The 18,637-nt window shown below is 36.0% G+C and carries 20 protein-coding genes; all 20 read right to left on the reverse strand.

From position 1 onward, the window contains the following. Nucleotides 1-370: 370 nt before the first annotated feature. Nucleotides 371-1,390 carry a M23 family metallopeptidase gene (locus GVV22_RS08505; RefSeq protein ID WP_159649705.1) on the reverse strand — a complete coding sequence of 340 codons (1,020 nt, stop codon included), beginning with the start codon at nt 1,388-1,390 and terminating at the stop codon, nt 371-373. Next, a complete protein-coding gene (locus GVV22_RS08510; protein WP_159649706.1) occupies nt 1,380-3,224 on the reverse strand; it encodes a VirB4 family type IV secretion system protein in 1,845 nt (614 codons plus the stop codon). Before GVV22_RS08510 ends, GVV22_RS08505 begins: the two co-directional genes overlap by 11 nt. Continuing rightward, nucleotides 3,221-3,961, reverse strand: a complete 741-nt coding sequence (locus GVV22_RS08515; RefSeq protein WP_159649707.1) for a hypothetical protein — start codon at nt 3,959-3,961, stop codon at nt 3,221-3,223. Before GVV22_RS08515 ends, GVV22_RS08510 begins: the two co-directional genes overlap by 4 nt. A gap of 41 nt (nt 3,962-4,002) precedes the next feature. Further along, nucleotides 4,003-4,335: a PrgI family protein gene (locus tag GVV22_RS08520; protein WP_159649708.1), complete on the reverse strand. Its 333-nt coding sequence runs from the start codon at nt 4,333-4,335 to the stop codon at nt 4,003-4,005. Between the two features lie 2 nt (nt 4,336-4,337). Next, nucleotides 4,338-6,059, reverse strand: a complete 1,722-nt coding sequence (locus tag GVV22_RS08525) for a hypothetical protein (protein ID WP_159649709.1) — start codon at nt 6,057-6,059, stop codon at nt 4,338-4,340. Between the two features lie 45 nt (nt 6,060-6,104). Next, a complete protein-coding gene (locus tag GVV22_RS08530; RefSeq protein ID WP_159649710.1) occupies nt 6,105-6,479 on the reverse strand; it encodes a TrbC/VirB2 family protein in 375 nt (124 codons plus the stop codon). Between the two features lie 52 nt (nt 6,480-6,531). After that, nucleotides 6,532-7,365, reverse strand: a complete 834-nt coding sequence (locus GVV22_RS08535; protein WP_159649711.1) for a membrane lipoprotein lipid attachment site-containing protein — start codon at nt 7,363-7,365, stop codon at nt 6,532-6,534. 33 nt (nt 7,366-7,398) lie between these two features. Continuing rightward, nucleotides 7,399-11,169 carry a SpaA isopeptide-forming pilin-related protein gene (locus tag GVV22_RS08540; protein ID WP_159649712.1) on the reverse strand — a complete coding sequence of 1,257 codons (3,771 nt, stop codon included), beginning with the start codon at nt 11,167-11,169 and terminating at the stop codon, nt 7,399-7,401. A 174-nt stretch (nt 11,170-11,343) separates the two neighbouring features. After that, on the reverse strand, nt 11,344-12,360 hold the full coding sequence (locus GVV22_RS08545) for a hypothetical protein (RefSeq protein WP_159649713.1): 1,017 nt from the start codon (nt 12,358-12,360) through the stop codon (nt 11,344-11,346). Continuing rightward, a complete protein-coding gene (locus GVV22_RS08550) occupies nt 12,347-12,631 on the reverse strand; it encodes a hypothetical protein (RefSeq protein ID WP_159649714.1) in 285 nt (94 codons plus the stop codon). The genes GVV22_RS08545 and GVV22_RS08550 overlap by 14 nt, the downstream gene beginning before the upstream one ends. Before the next feature lie 280 nt (nt 12,632-12,911). After that, nucleotides 12,912-13,553, reverse strand: a complete 642-nt coding sequence (locus GVV22_RS08555) for a hypothetical protein (protein WP_159649715.1) — start codon at nt 13,551-13,553, stop codon at nt 12,912-12,914. Next, a complete protein-coding gene (locus GVV22_RS08560) occupies nt 13,534-13,836 on the reverse strand; it encodes a hypothetical protein (protein ID WP_159649716.1) in 303 nt (100 codons plus the stop codon). Before GVV22_RS08560 ends, GVV22_RS08555 begins: the two co-directional genes overlap by 20 nt. After that, nucleotides 13,829-14,056: a hypothetical protein gene (locus tag GVV22_RS08565; protein WP_159649717.1), complete on the reverse strand. Its 228-nt coding sequence runs from the start codon at nt 14,054-14,056 to the stop codon at nt 13,829-13,831. The genes GVV22_RS08560 and GVV22_RS08565 overlap by 8 nt, the downstream gene beginning before the upstream one ends. Further along, complete coding sequence (locus GVV22_RS08570) at nt 14,053-14,328, reverse strand: hypothetical protein (protein WP_159649718.1); 276 nt, start codon at nt 14,326-14,328, stop codon at nt 14,053-14,055. The genes GVV22_RS08565 and GVV22_RS08570 overlap by 4 nt, the downstream gene beginning before the upstream one ends. A gap of 30 nt (nt 14,329-14,358) precedes the next feature. Then, nucleotides 14,359-15,177, reverse strand: coding sequence for a ParB/RepB/Spo0J family partition protein (locus GVV22_RS08575; protein ID WP_159649719.1), 819 nt, complete (start codon nt 15,175-15,177; stop codon nt 14,359-14,361). A gap of 65 nt (nt 15,178-15,242) precedes the next feature. Beyond that, nucleotides 15,243-16,100, reverse strand: a complete 858-nt coding sequence (locus tag GVV22_RS08580; protein WP_159649720.1) for a ParA family protein — start codon at nt 16,098-16,100, stop codon at nt 15,243-15,245. Then, nucleotides 16,093-16,284 (reverse strand): hypothetical protein, encoded by a 192-nt coding sequence (locus GVV22_RS08585; RefSeq protein WP_159649721.1) that lies wholly within the window; start codon nt 16,282-16,284, stop codon nt 16,093-16,095. The genes GVV22_RS08580 and GVV22_RS08585 overlap by 8 nt, the downstream gene beginning before the upstream one ends. Before the next feature lie 195 nt (nt 16,285-16,479). Beyond that, a complete protein-coding gene (locus GVV22_RS08590; RefSeq protein ID WP_159649722.1) occupies nt 16,480-17,208 on the reverse strand; it encodes a hypothetical protein in 729 nt (242 codons plus the stop codon). A 36-nt stretch (nt 17,209-17,244) separates the two neighbouring features. Further along, nucleotides 17,245-17,520: a hypothetical protein gene (locus GVV22_RS08595; RefSeq protein WP_159649723.1), complete on the reverse strand. Its 276-nt coding sequence runs from the start codon at nt 17,518-17,520 to the stop codon at nt 17,245-17,247. Nucleotides 17,521-17,537: 17 nt separating this feature from the next. After that, entirely contained in the window at nt 17,538-18,551 is a 1,014-nt protein-coding gene (locus GVV22_RS08600) for a hypothetical protein (RefSeq protein ID WP_159649724.1), read from the reverse strand. Nucleotides 18,552-18,637 lie beyond the last annotated feature (86 nt).

An 18,637-nucleotide genomic window follows, 5' to 3' on the forward strand; every position in this document is an offset into this window, starting at 1 on the left:
TTCACCCCTTATCTATATATAATATAATAGGCGTGAGCAGATTTGCTCACAAGTTTAGATAATAGAAAAAAGGACACCATTTAGATGTCCTTCTTTGTGGGTCTTTTGTTTAATTGTTAACCCTTATCACCCGTAGATGACACTACATGCCGATTTTTGGAGCTTCCCCAGGGATCCCGATACCCTAACTCTTTAGAGTGACTACTCCCTCTAGGCGGATAACCTTTGCAGCCTTTTAAACTGCGCGTGACTCTTTAATGAGTCCTACTGTGCCGAGCCTTTGATTTTCACAGGTAGTCGGATACCTTAACTATTAATATTATATCATATTAAATACCACATTCAACTCTCTCGTGAGCAAATTTGCTCACTACTCAAAAATTGGATTATGTGCATCAAGTATTTGTAATGGATCAAGGACTTCACCATTGAGCCTTGTTTCCAAATGAAGGTGACACCCAAAAGAATACCCTTCATTTCCTACGATACCCATGAATTGACCTTTCTTGATTGTATCTCCGACTCTATGAGGTACGGGTTGTTGGAAGTGAAGATAACGATATTGCATGTCTCCATTTTCCCAAAAGATGTAGTTTCCTCTTAGGTTATCCCAGTTACCTACCTGGCTGACAACACCATCGTCCATTGCATAAGCGTTTACGCCACAAGGCGCCTGGATATCAAGTCCATTGTGCATCTCTGCTACGCCACTTGGATAATAGATACCAACACTGTCCCCTACACCATATTTTTGTCTGAAAGGATAAAGAAGTTTCCCTTTATATTTATCAATGATTTCTTGTGGGATACTCGAGTTTACGTCAACACTTCCAACACGCTCTATAATCTGAACAATTGCTGAAGTATCAACACTACTTAATTTTGATTTAAAAGGCTCATGCCTCTTTAAGTTATCGACATATAGACTCAGTTCATTGAGTCCAATTTCTTCACTGACAATTTCATTGCCTTCATCATCCACTTCTGTTTTATTCGCTCGTGTAATTGAAGCTTCGATCATTGTATCCAAAAGTTCATCACTCATATCTTCAAATTCTATTCCTGTAATGAACTGAATTACAACAAGCTGATGAAGTGGAATGGGTGCATCTGCATTCTCAAGTTTTGAAGTATAGACTTGTTTAATTTGTGCTTGAGTCTCAGAGTTACCCATTGCTGATTGTAGGATGATAATTAACTGATCGGCATCTGTTTCTCCATCACCAAACAAAAAAGTACCAATACCATCAAAGAAATCGGATACTGCTTGTACCGGTACTGCTACAACTGTTCCAATAGCAAAAATAGGCAAAGCAAACATCAAGAGCGATAATGCAGCGGAAGTCCCCCACAACATCGCTTTCTTCTTAAGTTTCTGTTTAATATTCATTTTGAATTGCCGATAATTCTTTTTCAGTAGCAATTGTTGTCATTAAGATACGTCGATCACCATAAGCAAATAAGGAGTCCCCCTGTCCAAACGCCTTGATTCTTTCTTGTTCGGTTGGGTTTAATTCCATTAAATGACTTAGACTTGTGACTGCACCATGATTCAGTTTCTTAATGATTTTATAACATGAGTTATTGAGGATAGCACGACCATGAACTCTCAGTGATACACCATCTACTAAAACATCACTATCAAGTTCTTGCGGTTCTTGTGATGCAATAACAGATATATTTGTATACTTACGACTTCGGCGATAGAACGTTGAAACTTCCTCAGCATTACGTCCTTTTAGTATGAAATGATGCGCTTCATCAATAATAAAAATACTTGGCATCGTATCATCAAGACATAAACTCCAAGCATATCTAAACATAATAAAGTTCATTGCATCAGACAACCCACTTGCTTTTTCAGCAAATGTTTTAGCACCAAATGATAACATCCCGCTTTTTACATCTTCAATATTGAAGGTAGTATGTCCATTAAAATAAAATCGGTCTGTTGTAACCATAGAATCAAGTTTCTTTAACAGTCGCCTTAAGGTGTCATAGTCAACTCTATGTGATTCATCTTTTTTAATTTCGTTTATTTTAATCTCAATTTCATCAATTAAATCTTGAACGATTGGAAAACTCTCGCTTTTCAGTTCCTTAAAGCTCTTATCAAAGGTAATCCCTTTACGTTCATACATTCTGATAATAATACGGTCAAGACTATCTAACATATCTTCTGTTACTTCTTTTTTGTAATGCGTTAAGACTGTTTTAAATTCGTGAATTGCTGCATAAATAGCAAGTTCAGTATCATATGGGTCTACATCTTCACCTTCTTCTGATGAAATAGGCTTTAAATCAAAGATATTGATACGTGCGTTACGTGTTCCCCAGCGAATGTATTTACCATTATACTTCTCTGTTAGGTAACGATTTTTATTTTCTGGGTCGATCCATACAATACGGAATTTTTCACGGATTGCATGACGGACAATAAGCCCTAAATCAGTTGTCTTCCCCGAACCCGAACCGCCCAGAATTACGATGTTATTATTCAATCGTCCTTGAGATACAGATGATTTTCTGTCCTCATTATAAAGAAGTGGATTAAACAAAACAATTCCCGATTGATTGAGTTCTCTTCCATATAAGAAACCATGAGTATCTTTAAGTGTTTGGAAGGTATAAGGAAATAATCCAGCGACACTGGTTGATGGTGTTACGACTCCATAATTTTCTTTCATAACTGTTGGAATATCATCATCCATAAAGAGCGGAGTTGTATTCTTCATCAGTTCTGCTTGAACACTATGAAGTGTTGCAGTTTTAAATCCTTCTTGATGCAAGGACTCTTTAAAATCACTCACTTCTTGGTCGAGTTCTTTTTTGGAGTTTGCAGCAATTGAATAGACCATCGTTACGTTATGAGATTTGTCATGAGAGTATGCGATTTCATCAATAAAATCCTTTAATGAGTTAATCTCAATTTCAAGTCGTTTTGCTTCACTATCATCACGCGTTTCTTTGTATGCCTTACGTTTTGATTTTAATTCTTTACGTAGTGCTTTAGTTATGTTTATCTTATGTTTCTCAGTAATCATAAAGAGTTTAACATTTTGATTGCTACAATAAAGTGACAACATTCCTAAATCAAAATCTGTTGGCAATCCTACTACCAATAAGTTACGAATATAACGATCACCCAGCACATAATAGTCATCTTTTATATTTAAGTTGGTTGGTGCTAATCGGCTTTTTTCATAGATGTTTTTTAAGCTCATGATTGTACCTCTTTTCCATTCTCATCACTTTCTTGTCCCTCATTCCATTTTATTTCCATATCCTTTGAACTGAGTTTATCATCAGAAAACTTACTGATGTTTTCATCATTAAGGATTTCAAATGCTCCATGTCCAAACAAGAAGTCATTAATCATTTGATTCTCAAAAATATAGGCTGTGTAGTTTTCATAATCGATACGGTTTAATGTTGTGGTACTAAAGCCAGCGTGTTCAAATTGATACTCAAGCTGTTCATAACGTTCATTGAGTTTTTTCATACTAGATTCTTGGATAGTAATAAAAAACTCCAATTCATACCATGAGGCAATGAATAAGAGCATTTTGTTTATATCATCTTGCAAGAGTTCACGAACACTTTCATCTTGTTCCCGTTCTAACTTACGAGCAATGTAGGTTAATTCATGATCTAAGTTGACGGGGTTGAAAACAAACGAATGGTACAGTTTGAATGGAATTGTGTTGTAGACATTTCTTAATCTTCCTACCCGCATCTGTTGCACGTGTTGCGGTTCAATAAAGATGTTGATAGGCTGTAATTTAATTCCCTTTACAAACTTTTCTTTACCACCATGTTTTAATACAATATGGTCGCTTTCAATGGATTCTACTTGCATCCATTTCAAAGTTGATGCTACGCCTTTTTTTAGCCGCTTTGCATCTTTAATCTGTCGTTTAACTGTTTTGGGTTTGGGTTCCCATGTTATTTTAAGACCCATACATACCACCTCTTTCGTTTCGTGAGCAAATTTGCTCACAACTATTCCTCTTCATCATCGTATTGGATTCCTTCCCACATATACTTGCGTTGGGTCTTTTTAAATCGCATTTTTATTTTGAAATAATAAAGCGCATTGTGATACCCCGTTTTGGCTGTTGTAAAGAAAAAAGCCAGTCCAACGGGTAACAGTGCAATAATCACAAATAACATAAGTATCATTGGGTTTACAAGACCTATTAGAGCTTGCCCTATCACGATAATAAGTATTACTGAGACAATCATTGAAACAAGTAAATATACTAGCTCTCGTGCCTTAAAACGTCCTAAAATAAGACTTCCTTGTTTAAAATTATCGGGATTGTAAAACTTCATTTTTATTCACCCCCTTGTTGGTGATGTTCTGGTACACTTGCTAAGTTTTTTAATGCTCTTGCAGTACGTGCTGGCATCGTTCTTTGTAATCGATTAACAGAAGACTGATACACGTGCCTTCCAGAATTAGATGCCACTCTTGCAAATTTACTACCTTTAGTGCTATACGCTTTTTCAGCGTAACGATCTGCAAAACTACCTTGCCTTGAATAACTTTGTTTCTGTGAAGTGTGTGTTCCCGTTTGTGTGCCTTGATTTGATGAAGCACTTGAACGTTTTTCAGATTGTTCAAAAGAACTCTTAGATTGGCTAGTACCAGAAGCACTTTCACTGTGTCCTGCTTCAAAGTTGCCTTTAACACTTGATGATGAACCATCAGTAAATGAATTGTTGACACTTTCTTGTGTTCTTCCTTCTTTGCCACCCTCAAATTCATTTACTTGACCTTGAGTCATCGAATCATTGCTGGTAGCACCAAATTCATAGCCACTTCCTTGATTATTTGAATCATTAAATTGTGTTTTTGAACCATCAACCTTTTCTACATTGGATTGCATTCTCGAATTGTTCGTTCCTTTACGAGCCTCTGAACCTTTAAATCCATTTTTGTTTGATGAACCACTTCGATTCTTGTTAGAGTTCATGGAACGCATGGACTCTCCACCAAGCATACGCCCTGCTACATATCCTACCGCTGCTCCCGCAAGTGATGCAGCACTTGATAGTCCTCGACTTATCATACCGCCACCACCTTTTCGACCACCACCCATTCCACGAGTTGCTTGTCGTAGGGTAGCAAGTTGTTGAAGAGTGCCTTGTGTCCCCGTTTCACCACCTATAATACTGCTTATTTGAGATACTCCTCCAAGGATTGCAAAGAGTCCACCTATAAACGCTAAGAGTGCAGCGAACGCACCTTGTTCTCGTAACCAAGGTGATGATGAAGCAACAAGGACAAAATTAAGTAATAACACTTGAACAAAGTTTGAAAAGACATCACTAAGTATTAGTTTTTGCCATCGAATAAAACTTGTATCTTCTGGATTAATTAAAGCTGATATTGGCAAGGGACTAATTAAGACAAGCATTGCAATTGAGAAAATTCTCTTACCAACATCAACTCCAATTAGGAGTATGAATACGGCAGCAACTCCACCCATAATCATCGCTATAAAAAGGTCGCCCATAGAATTAAAAAACTTATAATCCTTGTCGCCCTCGCCAGAGATATTAATATCAATATCAGCAAGTTTAAATTCTTTCATGATGGTAACGGGTTGTCCTTCAACAATTGTTTCTGCTTTTTCATCAAGTAGTGACGATATGATAATCGTTGATGGAACACTATCGCCCTTAAATCCAAACACTACTCCCATGTTTGTAACTGCTGCACTTCCTGCTGCTGTTAGTGTTTTAACTCCTAATGGCATAAATGCAATCGCAAAACTAACCATAAGAACTCTTGACCCTATTTTAATCACATCAATCTTATCTTGATATTCTGTATCAAAGAAGTATTTAAAGACAAGCATTAACATTCTAAATGTAGCAAATGTACCAATGAGCATCGATAGCGCACCCCACCATTGCCATAACGTTGAAAAATCACCAACATCTAAGGAGGCTACATTCATTGTAATTCCATATATCCAATCTGATATTTGAAGTACCGCCCAAACGATACCCCATATAAACATTCGGATTACATCCGTAATGAGTTTCATGCCATCACTCCCTTCTTAATGAAAAGTAGTGAGCAAATTTGCTCACTACACAACTCCAAAGATTTTTAATACAAGTGCTGCACTCTGTGCAAGCCCTGCAATAATTCCTGTTTTAATGATCTTACCAATTAAATCAAACTCTTCTTTTTGTTCTTCATTTTTAAAGAAATTTCGCATTGCCATTATAGCAATCGCAATGACTGCCGCTGCTGGAATTGCATAAAGTATTGAGTTTTTTAATGGATTAAGGAATGAATCAATAAGGTCTTTAAACGCTTGTTCATCCACTCCTGCCGCAAATACGTTTGTTGTACTCAAAAAAAGACCTGTTCCAACAAGACTTAAGCGAAATACTAAGTCTTTTCTATTCTTGTTTATTGTTTTACCAATAGATAACAACATTTTACTGATTTTTTTCATAAGTTATATTTCTCCTCTTTCATGTGTGTGAGCAAATTTGCTCACGGAATTGTTATTGTACTGTTGCACGCATTCCTAGCGAGTATCCTTTATCACTATCAATGGATGTGCAAGATACTCCCCATCCTTTTGCGTTAACTTCCTGTGCGTATGCAACGCACGCTGAGTAAGCGGTATTTAAGTTGTAACCATCTGAGTGTAAGAAGTCTTTGTTTGATGGTTTCGAGCCTTTAGACGGTGTTTCTGTGCTTGCAGTTGCTGGCGCTGGGTTTGGTGTTGTACCACTTCCGCCATGACCTTGAACATAAACTGTTTCCTTCTCAATCACAGTCACTACTTCTTTTTCTTTTGGTTTGACATTAACAACCAAAGATTTTTCAGCTTCATTGTTTGAAGAGTCTTTAGCAAGAATTTTTACATGATACTCTCCTGCTTGATGTATATCAAAAGCACCATCAAGTCCAACATAAAAATCTTTGTCATAGTTATCAGTGACTTTAATGACATCTAAAAGTTTAAAGTATTCATTACCTTCTTCTACACTGATACTGTCTTGATCGAAGTGAATGGATGGTGAGGTTGTATCAACTAATTGAAAGGTCTTTTCTGTTTGAAGTCCATCCATCTTATAGATGACTGTTTTCTCGCCAATTGCATCCATATCAACAACAGAGCAATGAATAACATTGCCATTGGATATTAAGGTATTGTTATTTGCTTCGATACTTTCAACTTCTTTACCATTAACAGTGCTTACAAGCTCGCACGTATTTTTTACTTTATGAATTTCAAAAGTATCTTGACTTAATTCCACCTCAAGTGATTTGTTCTGAGAACATCCAGAAAGCAAAGCTAGTATCGCCAAGAAACTCAAAATCTTTTTCATTAAATCACATCCCTTCGTGAGCAAATTTGCTCACTACTTAAAGAAACCTGCTGCTTTTTCAATAAGAGTCGGTTTTTTAAATTCTTCTTTTTCTTCTTTGCTAGTTTCAACTGTATTTGGTTTTGCTTCATTTGAACTTACATTTTTTAGGTATACGATACGATTACCAACAAATCCTTGTTCGGTCATTTTATCTTTTTTGTAGCTTTGGATTTCTCCTTCAACAAGAATGGTGTCTCCCTTTTTCTTATACTTCGTAAGATCACGAGCGAGTTTTCCATAAACCACAAATTCGACCCAATCGACTCGATCACGATTACTTCTACGCGAAACAGCAAGTGTTGCAAACGAACACACATCATCTTCCCCTTCACCGTATTTTGTAAGCTCAGGATTTGCGGCTAAATTTCCAATAATTTTTACGTCATATCTCTTTTCAACTCCTCGTGAAGTTTTTCCAACAACATAACTATTCTCTTTACTTGGTTTATCATGAATAAACTGTTCATAGAATTTGGATGTTCCGTTAAATGAAGGTGTCGATGTACTAAAAGCAGTACTTGTTTGACGTTTCTTGATGATTGCAACAATCACTAAGAACATTCCAAATAGCGTTAATGGTAAGGCAAACAAGAGTGTGGTGTTATCAACTCCAGTTGAAGGTAACATCACTGCTGGTTTTGGTGTGTTAAAGTATTCAATCTCAAAAAGCGTTCCATCTTCATGAACTGTTGTGTCCATTGTTACGATTTCCTCACTTAATAGGTAACCAAGCGGTGCATCCGTCTCTTTCGCAGTATTGATTTCACCTTGGAATAACTTAAACTCTACAATACCATTTTCATCGGTTCGTTTGACTTCAATCACATTGCCATCTTGATCCCAACGTGTAAATTCTGCATCTTTAAGAATTTCTTTTGTACCAATGTCTTTCTTTAAAATACGGTATGTAAGGATATTGATGGTTTGATCGATATCGTTGATATCATGGTGAACCACAACTTCTTGATCACCACGCCATAATGTTTCAAAGACCACAATACGCGTTGCAGATACACGGCGTGCATCAAAGGTGAAATCCACATCCACAAACCCATCTTTTTCAGTCGGGGTGAATGTGGTAGACCCTTCAATCTTTTGACCATCAATTAGAATCGGTGCCCCTGTATCTTTATCATTTAAGAAGCCTGTAACCGTATAGGTTTGCCCTACTTGTAAATCAGTATACGAAACCCGATCACGCAACGTTACCATGTGTGGTGCTTTTGGATCACGCGACACAAAGGAGACGGATGTTTTAATATCAGAACGTTTGTTTTCAAAGGTAAGTTCATAGGTTTCACCATGAGTTTCGATGAAGACATCTTGACGTGCTTTTTGAGGATCTATCCCATACTCGCCATTCACTTTGATTTCCTCAACAGTATATACCCCGTATTTTAAGTTTTCGATGGTTACAGTGCCATCATCACCGGTTTCATAGTAACCTAGTAGGTTATTCTGAATATCATAGAGATTGAAGCCAAATCCAGGTAATGGTGCTTTTGTATCCATATCGAGTTTTGTAATTTTGAGATGGCCTCTCTTGTGATAGTTAACAATCTCGCCTACATCAAGTGATAAACCTACCAGTGTCCCAAAATCAATATAGGTTTGATCTGCATCGACACTAAATGTAATAGGGTCAATGGTTTGATACCCATCCAGTGGTAACACTTCAACAAGTTCATATTCTCCAGCACCAATAAGGCCTTTAATAAATACCTCACCTTTAGCATCTGTAAACCAGGTGTCTTCTTGAATAATATGTTTCCCATCGGCATGCGCAAGTGTTACAAATTCACCAGTTTTAGTGTTACGAATTTTGAAACCTACACCTTTAAGCGCTTCGCCATCTTCATTTGTCTTTTGCCACTCGACATGGACTTCAATGAGTGTATTGGCCATCGTAAGATGTTTGACTTCGTCATGTTCTCTAATTTCAAAAGGAATGTGCGTTGCATCCGGCCAGTATTCATAAAGCGCTTGGTGTTCTTTAAAGTAATAATCCCCATAACGGAGTTTTGACGTAAGGATCTCTCCATTGACGTCCGTTGTCTTCTCTTCAACAAGTGTGCCATCCTGTTTGTAAATACCAAAGACAACACCTTCTAAGAGTTTACGATGTCCATCGGTTTTAATGAGCTTTGCTTGCCCTTCAATGGCGATGTTAGTATGTGCTTTACGTACTGTTTCGCCTGATACAATCGTAAGACCGTGAATTGTGTCATCCAAAACATGTCCTTCTACCGTGTCTGTTTCACGATAGTAAATCACTTTTTCAGCATCGATATCTTGAATGAGAATCTTACCTTGTGCATCTGTTTTATGGGTTGCGAAAGGATGACTCATATCACGATGTTCACTAAATGCATAAGTTACACCCGAGAGCACTTCTTTGAAATTATTGGTCTTTGTAAGTTCAAGGTGTCCTGATTTGACTTCAAATCGAATTCTTGATATTAATGGGTCATACAATTTGAAGACACTTACCTTTTGCGAATTCCCATCCGAATAGACAATTGAAGTTCCTGTTTCAATCCCTTGTTTCTTGCGAAGCAGCAATGAGGCATTTTTTGAATCGATGCGTACTTTTAAAGTACTGCCACGATGTTCAAGTATCGTTAAGCCGGATGTGCTATGAATATCAAATTGTGATACGATACGTTCTGATAAATCAATAGTCTCTCCTAATTTCACATCCAATACTGTGTTATCCCATCTTGGTTTGTCATTATGTGTTGCCACGAGATTTAAAATCTCACGGACCATGCCATCGGTATTGGGTGCATCCGGTGCAAAGACTTCCCAGCCTAATTCTTCCCAAATCGCTCTTTGCGTTGCCCAAATCCATAAGTCGGAAGTATGGGTATCATACCCATAGCCATAGTTTGCAATGTAGGTGATACGGTTTTTTTGTGCTTCTGTAAGCGTGAGACTTCTAGAAGAGACATCACTTACTTTCAGTGTCGTCAAATCATTCAAACTGATACTTGAAGCATTTGAGGTTCTAGCAGGTGCAATCAAAGGTTCCAAACAATACGCTAATTTGCCATCGACATAGATTGCAGGCATATCCTGGTATCGATAATCCCAAATTGTATAACCATCAATCACACGTTTGGCTCCGGCTCTACCAATCCCAAGAGAGCGTACCGTCACAACATGGCCACCTGCTGCTCTGAATTGATATCCTCCTGAGACTGAGCGTGCTCGCGCTGTAGGTTGAAGCGTGATGACTTCATTTGAATCAGGGACTACCACATCCAGTGGTGCATCAATATCCAAAATTTCACTCAGTGCTACAGATTCATCCTCATCAGTAGCGTTGTCTTCTTGAGTCTGTGACGCTTCTGTTTCCTTTTGATTGAGTTCATCAACAGTTACGACAAAATCAAAGGATTCTTGTCTTTGAATTGTTTGATTTTCCGTATTCTCTTTTTCTAACAGAACAGTACGCGTGTAGCTCACTGTAAATTTATACTGGCCATTTTCACCGACTGCATGTGAGTATCGATAGTCATTGCCTTTGATTGTCCTATCATCGATTTTAATCGCATCAATAGTTATTGTTTCATCAGAAGTGATCTCAAATTCAAGTTGTAGTTCATCTTTTTTCAGGTGCCGCTTTACATTTACGACAACACTTGTATCTTCGTTATGATACATCTCACTGCTGTCAGCAGCGATATTAGTGACAAAGCCTGTCAATATTAATAGACATGTCAGTAGGGTAATACCCATCTTTTTAAGTAGTTTCTGCATGGTTAACCTCCTTGTTTCTATAAATGCATGCAAAGTAAAAGCGAGCTTTTAGGCTCGCTTAATGTGCTCTTTAATTTTTTATCTGTAAGATATGTCTTTGTAATTACGGACTACGCTTCCTGTAGATCATTATCATCTAATCCTTTCTTTTATGATTGAACTGTTTCTTTAGTGTTAAGCCCACTTCCAATAAAACAAATCTCCACGATCATTACAATAGGTTTGGTTCCAATCATCTGACCAAGTCTTTTCCATCAGAAGGTCATCTGCCACAGCAAAGCATGCTTCAAAGCTACCGTATGATTTATATAATGTACCATCAAAATCATCATCGGGTTGTGCTGGCTTTGTGGGAGCTACTGGCTTACTTGGAGCTGCAGGTGCAGCAGGTTTGCTGGGTGCCGCTGGTTTACTTGGAGTTGCGGGGGTACTTGCGTTAGCATTTGACTTGCTTCCAGAACTTCTTCCACTGTTTGCATCGGAACGTGAGGCTTGCTGTGTTTCACCACTTGCGTAACGTTCTAAGGGATTTTGTGCGGAAGGTGTTTCAACAGGCTTTTCATGACGTGTCACTTTTACACGTTTCTCAACTGTGTTTTCGTTAGTATCGGTCGCTCTTAAAGTGATGTCAAATGTTCCTGCATCGTCCTTCATCCCTTCAACACTAATTTCTAATGTTCCGTCCACAATGTCGTGTGCTTTATATTTACTGATATCAAAGGCTTCATCATGGGTAAGAGTCACAGTATCATCACCTTCAATGATGGGGCCATGGGTGTCTTTCACTTCGTAGTTGAATGGAAACACTTTAACTGTCTTATCAAGACGCGCATATACAAACCCTTGATGCTTACCGAGTGTTTTAGTATCAAAGGGAATCACATTTGCTTTGTCTGAAGGGTCAGCCCCTTCAATTTCATTGAAAGAGAGTGTATCATAATGTGACTGTTCTTTTTGAATCAAAGATTCTTCACTCACACCTGGTAGCATGTCATTTGCTTCATCTGTCTCGCCAGAAAAAGTTTGGCCATATTCAAGTACAAGGTGATCTTTAAATTTGATAACAGGATCTGCTATGGGTTTTGCTAGTGTTCTTAATATAAAACCAGCAGCGCCGATCATAAAAACGACAACGAGTCCAACAAACACTTTATTTTTTGTAGTTTTAAGCAACATTTTAAGGTTCTTCATACCTAAATCCTTTCATCACGCCTTTAGCGTTTTTTCCTTTAAAAGAAAGACTATCATCTGATTCATAATAGATATCCTCCACTAAGCCTATATACTCAACATTATTGATTTCTAGTAGAATTTTATCGTGAAGTGTTACAATCTGTTTTGGTTTTCGTTTGTCTCTAAATGATTCGGGAATATATACTGAAATGCGCTTTCGAGTTTCACCCCCATCTCGATCAATCATTTTTAGTATCTCAACCATTGCAGTATTTCGTCTCTTAATCATGATTAATATGATCCTTGTCTGATTTGAACTCGGCTCTTTTTTTGTATGGATTTGACATTGTGCTCCTCCTTCATATTTACAATTATAGTCTATCATTTACAATAGAATATTCAATTTTCGAAATGCGTTCTTCTTTAGTTTCTCACACACCTTAATGAACAGAAAAGAAGCGCATAATATACTTACTTACACGCTTCTTGACGTTTCTTATTAAGTATATTATACCATATTTTATATAATGTTGTCCGGTCACTACCGGACACATTATGTGATTTATGAATTAATCCACTGTATAAAGGGTTTTAATGAGTTCTCTACAGGCTAAAGTATTTTCAATAAACTCTTGACAAGGGCTTTCTTTTGTGATTGTGTCATATTTTTGAAACGTTTTTATAATAAATTCTAATGCATTTTCATCTCTTTTATCAGAGTATAACTTAAATTCATGAATAATACGTTTATCAATTTTTGCTATAATTTGATAAAATGTCCATTTACTTATGGTGTACTTTTCAATAATTTTACTTCTATTTAGTTTAATTATTTTGCTCTCTAAATAGATTATTCTTTCTTTCGAAGTTACCTTTGATAAAGCATTGTTCATTTTCGCAATAATTAAAGAAAGAACTTCATTTTCCCAGTATTGCCAGTCTTCTAATAATGCAAGTTTCATTTCATTACTCATTGGTTCACCATGTCCATCTGTCATACGAATTACAGAAGAAGACGTGTTCATATAATAAATGTGATAATCTTTGCTTGGTATGTACACTATCTTTCCATCAAGAACTCCAACTTGTCCGTGACCTGACAAGATGAGATCAAATAACTCACGTACCCCGTGTTCGGGCTTCTTTATATCAAGTCTTACTGCTTTGATAATTTCCCAATCATCATTTTTATCAATGAATGGATTTTTCATTTTTTATGACCTCCAATAGTATCATAATAAACTGAGCCAGCTCGTAATCTGTTAGTTCATTATTTTTAAGTTTCAGATATAAGTTGCTGAATGGTGTATTGTTTTGTTCGATTAAGTACTTATTTCCATTCTCTATGTAGCTCAGAAGATAATTGCTCACCGCTCTTTTAGCACTGTAATCATCTTCAATACCCTGTGCGATAGCAAACATTTCATGTCTTGATAATTCAATACTGTCATGATTACTAAGTCTTCGCGTCAGTTTTTTTATGAGATCAGTCATCTTTTTTACCTTTGGCATTTCTGTATGTATTCCTCACATCTCTTGCAGCTTGAATGGATTCAGTAAAGAAGGTATAAAAGATAGCTGACAGGAAGACTAATGCACCAATGCCAATAATGACAGTTTTGACTGGCTCATCAAAGAGTAATGATAGAAAGTAGATTAAAGTCGCGACAACCGCTGCTCCCAATACTGGTAACATTCTTTTAAAGTAGTTCATGATCGTTTCCCCTTTCTAAATAACTTCCGAATTGATTTTTGTAATCGATACAATCCATAGATAATGAATCCATAGACAACAACAAGGTAGATTAGACCAGCAATCAACATAAACATTTCTCCTAAAAGGGTATCTGGTCGTTCATAATTGAAAAACATATAAAATGGTTTTGTGATCCACGAGTCAATAAATAGAAATAAACTAAGTGCATCGACGAGTCTATCCCAAATCCAATAGAACACATATGCCAAGTAATCAAATATTTTTACCATAGTCTAATCTCCCTTCGTGAGCAAATTTGCTCACACACCAAAGTCGTGTAAAGTTAATTGTTCTTCATTGTCTTCCAGCATTTGCTTTTTGTCAGCATTATCTTGCATTTGTTTTTTAGCCCTAAGGATGTCTGCACCATTGCGACTTAGAAATCCAAAGAGTTCACTACATTCATATTCAAAATCATTCAAATCTTTATAGTTATAGTCCATTTCCAATAAAGGAACGTTTTCCAACGTTTTTCTTAGCCTCATCATTTGATTCACAACAGTTTTAAGTTTAGGTTTCTTTGCTTCGTTTTTCGCCTTTGTTTCTTCTGTTTGTAAAGCGTCTTCTGAGTACTTACCTGTTAAATACTCTTGTACAGTCCGTGCGGATAATCCTGAAAGTTGTTGTGATATCCATTCAGTATTACGAACACCCTTCATGTCTTCGTCACCACGACTTCGTTTCAAACTTGCAATCTCATCAAGTCTTTTAATCTTTTCACGCATTGTTTCTATATCATCAGGTCGTTTAACATTGTGTAAAGAAATAAGCAACATTTCTTCTACTTCGTCTTTAGGTTTCGGTACGATAATTGTTGGTAATACAGAATAGTTTAATCGCTTCGCAATTGTATAGCGACGCTCCCCTGCGAGTAATCGGTATTGGTGATTATCCACCTTATATACAATCAATGGTTCAATAATACCGTTTACCCTTATCAAGTCTTCTAATTCATCTAAGTAATTCATGGGTGCAGTGTTTAAGGGATTACGTTCAATATCATCAATATCAAGTTGCATAACTTTAGACACTTGCATATCACGAGTTGTATCATTAATCATTTCATTTAATATGCTCATTTAATAGGTCTCCTTTCGTGAGCAAATTTGCTCACACATTATATATTCTTTTTTAGATAAGATGATTATTTCCATAACTCAATAAGTTCATCAACCACATCACGATAATCTTGTCCGACATTTGCTTTAGTATCGTTTATAACAAGTTTATTTTTAAATGATGATTCATTAACTGGTTTGTCTTGGAAACGAATTTGCGATTCAATAGGTCTCACAATGTTGTTTTGGAAAGAACGCAACACTTCAAGTCTTCGTTTCTGTGTGTTGTTATTATTTACCATCGTGAAGAGTGGACGGATAAGAATATCCAAGTCATAGCTTGTAGCAATAACCATAAGTTCTTGAATTGTCATTATTAGTCCTTTTTCTGCTCCACGATCAATCTTAATCGGAGCTATGATCTCATCTACTGCATTCAAAACATTGATTGTTAGTACATTGATAATCGGTGGACAGTCAATGAGTATGTAATCATAATCATTTTTAACACCCTTAATAACATTCCAGAGTCTGTTGTGAATCGCTTCGTTACCATTACGAATTGTTTTTTCTGCATTTGCGAGTTCAAGTCGTGATGGTATGATGTGTAAGTTTTCTACTTGTGTTTGATATGTTTGACGAATACTTGGGTCAAAGAGCATCTGGTCGATAAACACTTCTGAATACTCATACTTATTGAGCTTCATAAGTATTTCTTTAAGAGCTGTTGCATCAAAGTTGTTTATTGCCTTGGATACTTCATCATTGATAAATATTTCTTCTTGTTGAATATCAAGAAGGATGTCAGTTGAGTTTGCCTGTGGATCAAAGTCAATTAGAAGCACTTTATTTCCTTTGTTTGCAAGTCCTGTTGCGATATTGATACTAGATGTTGTTTTTCCAACGCCACCCTTCATGTTTAATAGTGCTATTGTTTTACTCATGATAATCTCCTTGTCTTTCATAGGTTATTAGTTTAATTAGGTATTTACATTCATCAAATAATTCCCAATCTTCGCCTAAGTCTTTTGACTCAATAATTACTTTCTCAAGTTCATCCATTCGTTTAAGTAGAATATGTGCGATATTTGCTGCTTCTGTCTCTTTATTGCCCTTCCTCAATTCCATATGTACTTGTTCTCCTTTTTTACATCAGACATCTAATGACATAGGCTACAATCACTACAAGAAGTCCTAATCCTGTCAGTTGTTGTCTTTTAGATTCATAACTTTCAATATACGTTCCATAACCATTGCAATCACTCCAGCTATAAACACTAAATTAATCAAAATTGTAAAAACATTGTTTATAAATTCCATATTTTATCCTCTTTTTTCTTTATTATTCAAGGTGTCTGAATGTTCCTCATACCATTTTTTTAAGTATCCACTGTTATTGATTTCACGGGCAATTAATAGAAGATTATCTTCATTAATGTTCGACTCAATAAGACGAGTTATCTCATCGAGAGTATTTGATGGGGATAAGTCTAATTCAAGCAAATTTGCTACTTCATTCTTTAGTTGTCTCAATTTATGAATCTCATGACAAAGTTCGTTACGCCACGCAGTGTATTCAGAGTTCTCTTGTTCGATAATCTCTTCACTTATTTTGATTTCTTTACCGTTTAGAATACTATCTATAACAAGTTCTGCATCATTTCTTGCATCTTCTACGGCTTTATTAAATTTCTTCTCATCCATATATTTGATATGTTGTAAGACTTGATAGTAGCGCTTGTCTTCTCTTAAGTGAGAATAGTCCAATTCTTCTTCAATCTGAACCAATTGTGAATAAGATAACCCCACAAATTCATTGTTATAGCTTTCTAAACGGATCCGTTTACCTTCATACTGTATCCAACTAAGAGCAAGGATGAGAACGAAAACAAATGTCATTCCAAGTCCAATAAATTGATTAAATGAATTTTCAATTATTAATATTGAAGCTACAACAATCAGCATCAACAATATTAGAATTAACACCTTATTTTTAAATTTTCTCTGTTTCTTTAGTTCTTTGAGTTCTTTCTCATATTCTTCACGTGTCATATGTTCTCCTCTCGTGAGCAAATTTGCTCACAACGTTTATAATTCGATTTCTAAAACTCGTATTCTTGGATTATTGATAACCTTATTCCAGTTATAGTCGTATTTTTTTAGCTCTTTATTAAGCGAATCATACCCAACTGATAATCGGCTATCATTACGGATCATATCTGATAGGCTGCGATTATGCTTTTTTAAGCACATTTTGTTTAATAGTTCCCATTTATCCCAGAATGTTTTGACATTTAACTCTTTATTTGTAGGCAATTTGTGTATCCAAGATGTTGGTGTTGTTTGAATTACTAATATTTTCATAAGTTCTCCTTTCTCTATTAAGCTGATATATACTTGGATAGTATATTGTCTAGTTGTTCATCAAATAATTCATGTATTGACTGAATATTTTCTCTAAATGTAACTGTATTGATCCAAGGATTTAAACTAAGTTTAATTGTCCTATTACCTGAGGTAGTTAGCTTAAACTTACGATTTCTGGTATAAGCAATGAACCGCTGCTTCAATGCATTCCAATCTCTTATTAGGTCTTCTTCCTGGTAATATTTAGCACCTGAGTATATAGCGTTTTCCCAATACCTCAGTTTGAGATTAACATCAGCAACGAAGTCATTGTAATAACGAACATTAATGTTGTAGTAGACTGTCTTTTTCTTGTTTGCAAGAAGTGTGTGCTTAATATATTTAAGGTATTTACCAGTTTTAATCTTTTTCACCTTATTGATAGCTCTGCACACGACCCTTTTAAGCATGGGTATAAAATTATCAATAAATTCCTTTTTCTCCATTTCAAATAATCGAATCTTGTTACTCCAACTTGTTTGAATTTCAGACTTTAAATCACCTGCTTTGTGTGTAAGATAGGCATCAGGATGACCTTCCTTAATAAAGTGCTTTTTAGTTTTGTGCTTATATACATCATGAGTGTAAAACACCTTAACTGTTTTATCTGCTTTATATCGCTTTGCTAAGCATAAAGTAAATGTAATATAAGTCCCTTCTCCTTGTTTAGTTGCTTCAGCAATCCATGATACCTTTTTATGGGTCTTCAATAACTCATTCATAACACTATGAGCAATACTGCTATACGATTCCAACAAAATAGACTGTGGTAAAAGAATTGTCAATGTGTACCCAAAACGATGTTCATATTTTTTACCTGCTTCTCTGTCCGTGTATTTATATCTTCTTACCGTTTCATCATCCATATATTCTTTCCATAAAGACTCAATATTTTCCATAGATTCTGAACTAGCAATTATTGTTTCTTGATTAAAAATAGGAACTTCATAAAGTGGCTGTATATCAGTGTAGTAGTTGTATGTAAGCAAAGTGCGTACTCCTTCCTTAGATAACTTCACATCCATGGCTTGCCATGATGTTTTTTTGTTTTTTTATTTGCTAAAACTTTCAAATT

Source organism: Erysipelothrix aquatica (assembly GCF_009828825.1).
In the GTDB taxonomy this organism is placed as follows: Bacteria; Bacillota_I; Bacilli_A; order Erysipelotrichales; family Erysipelotrichaceae; genus Erysipelothrix; species Erysipelothrix aquatica_A.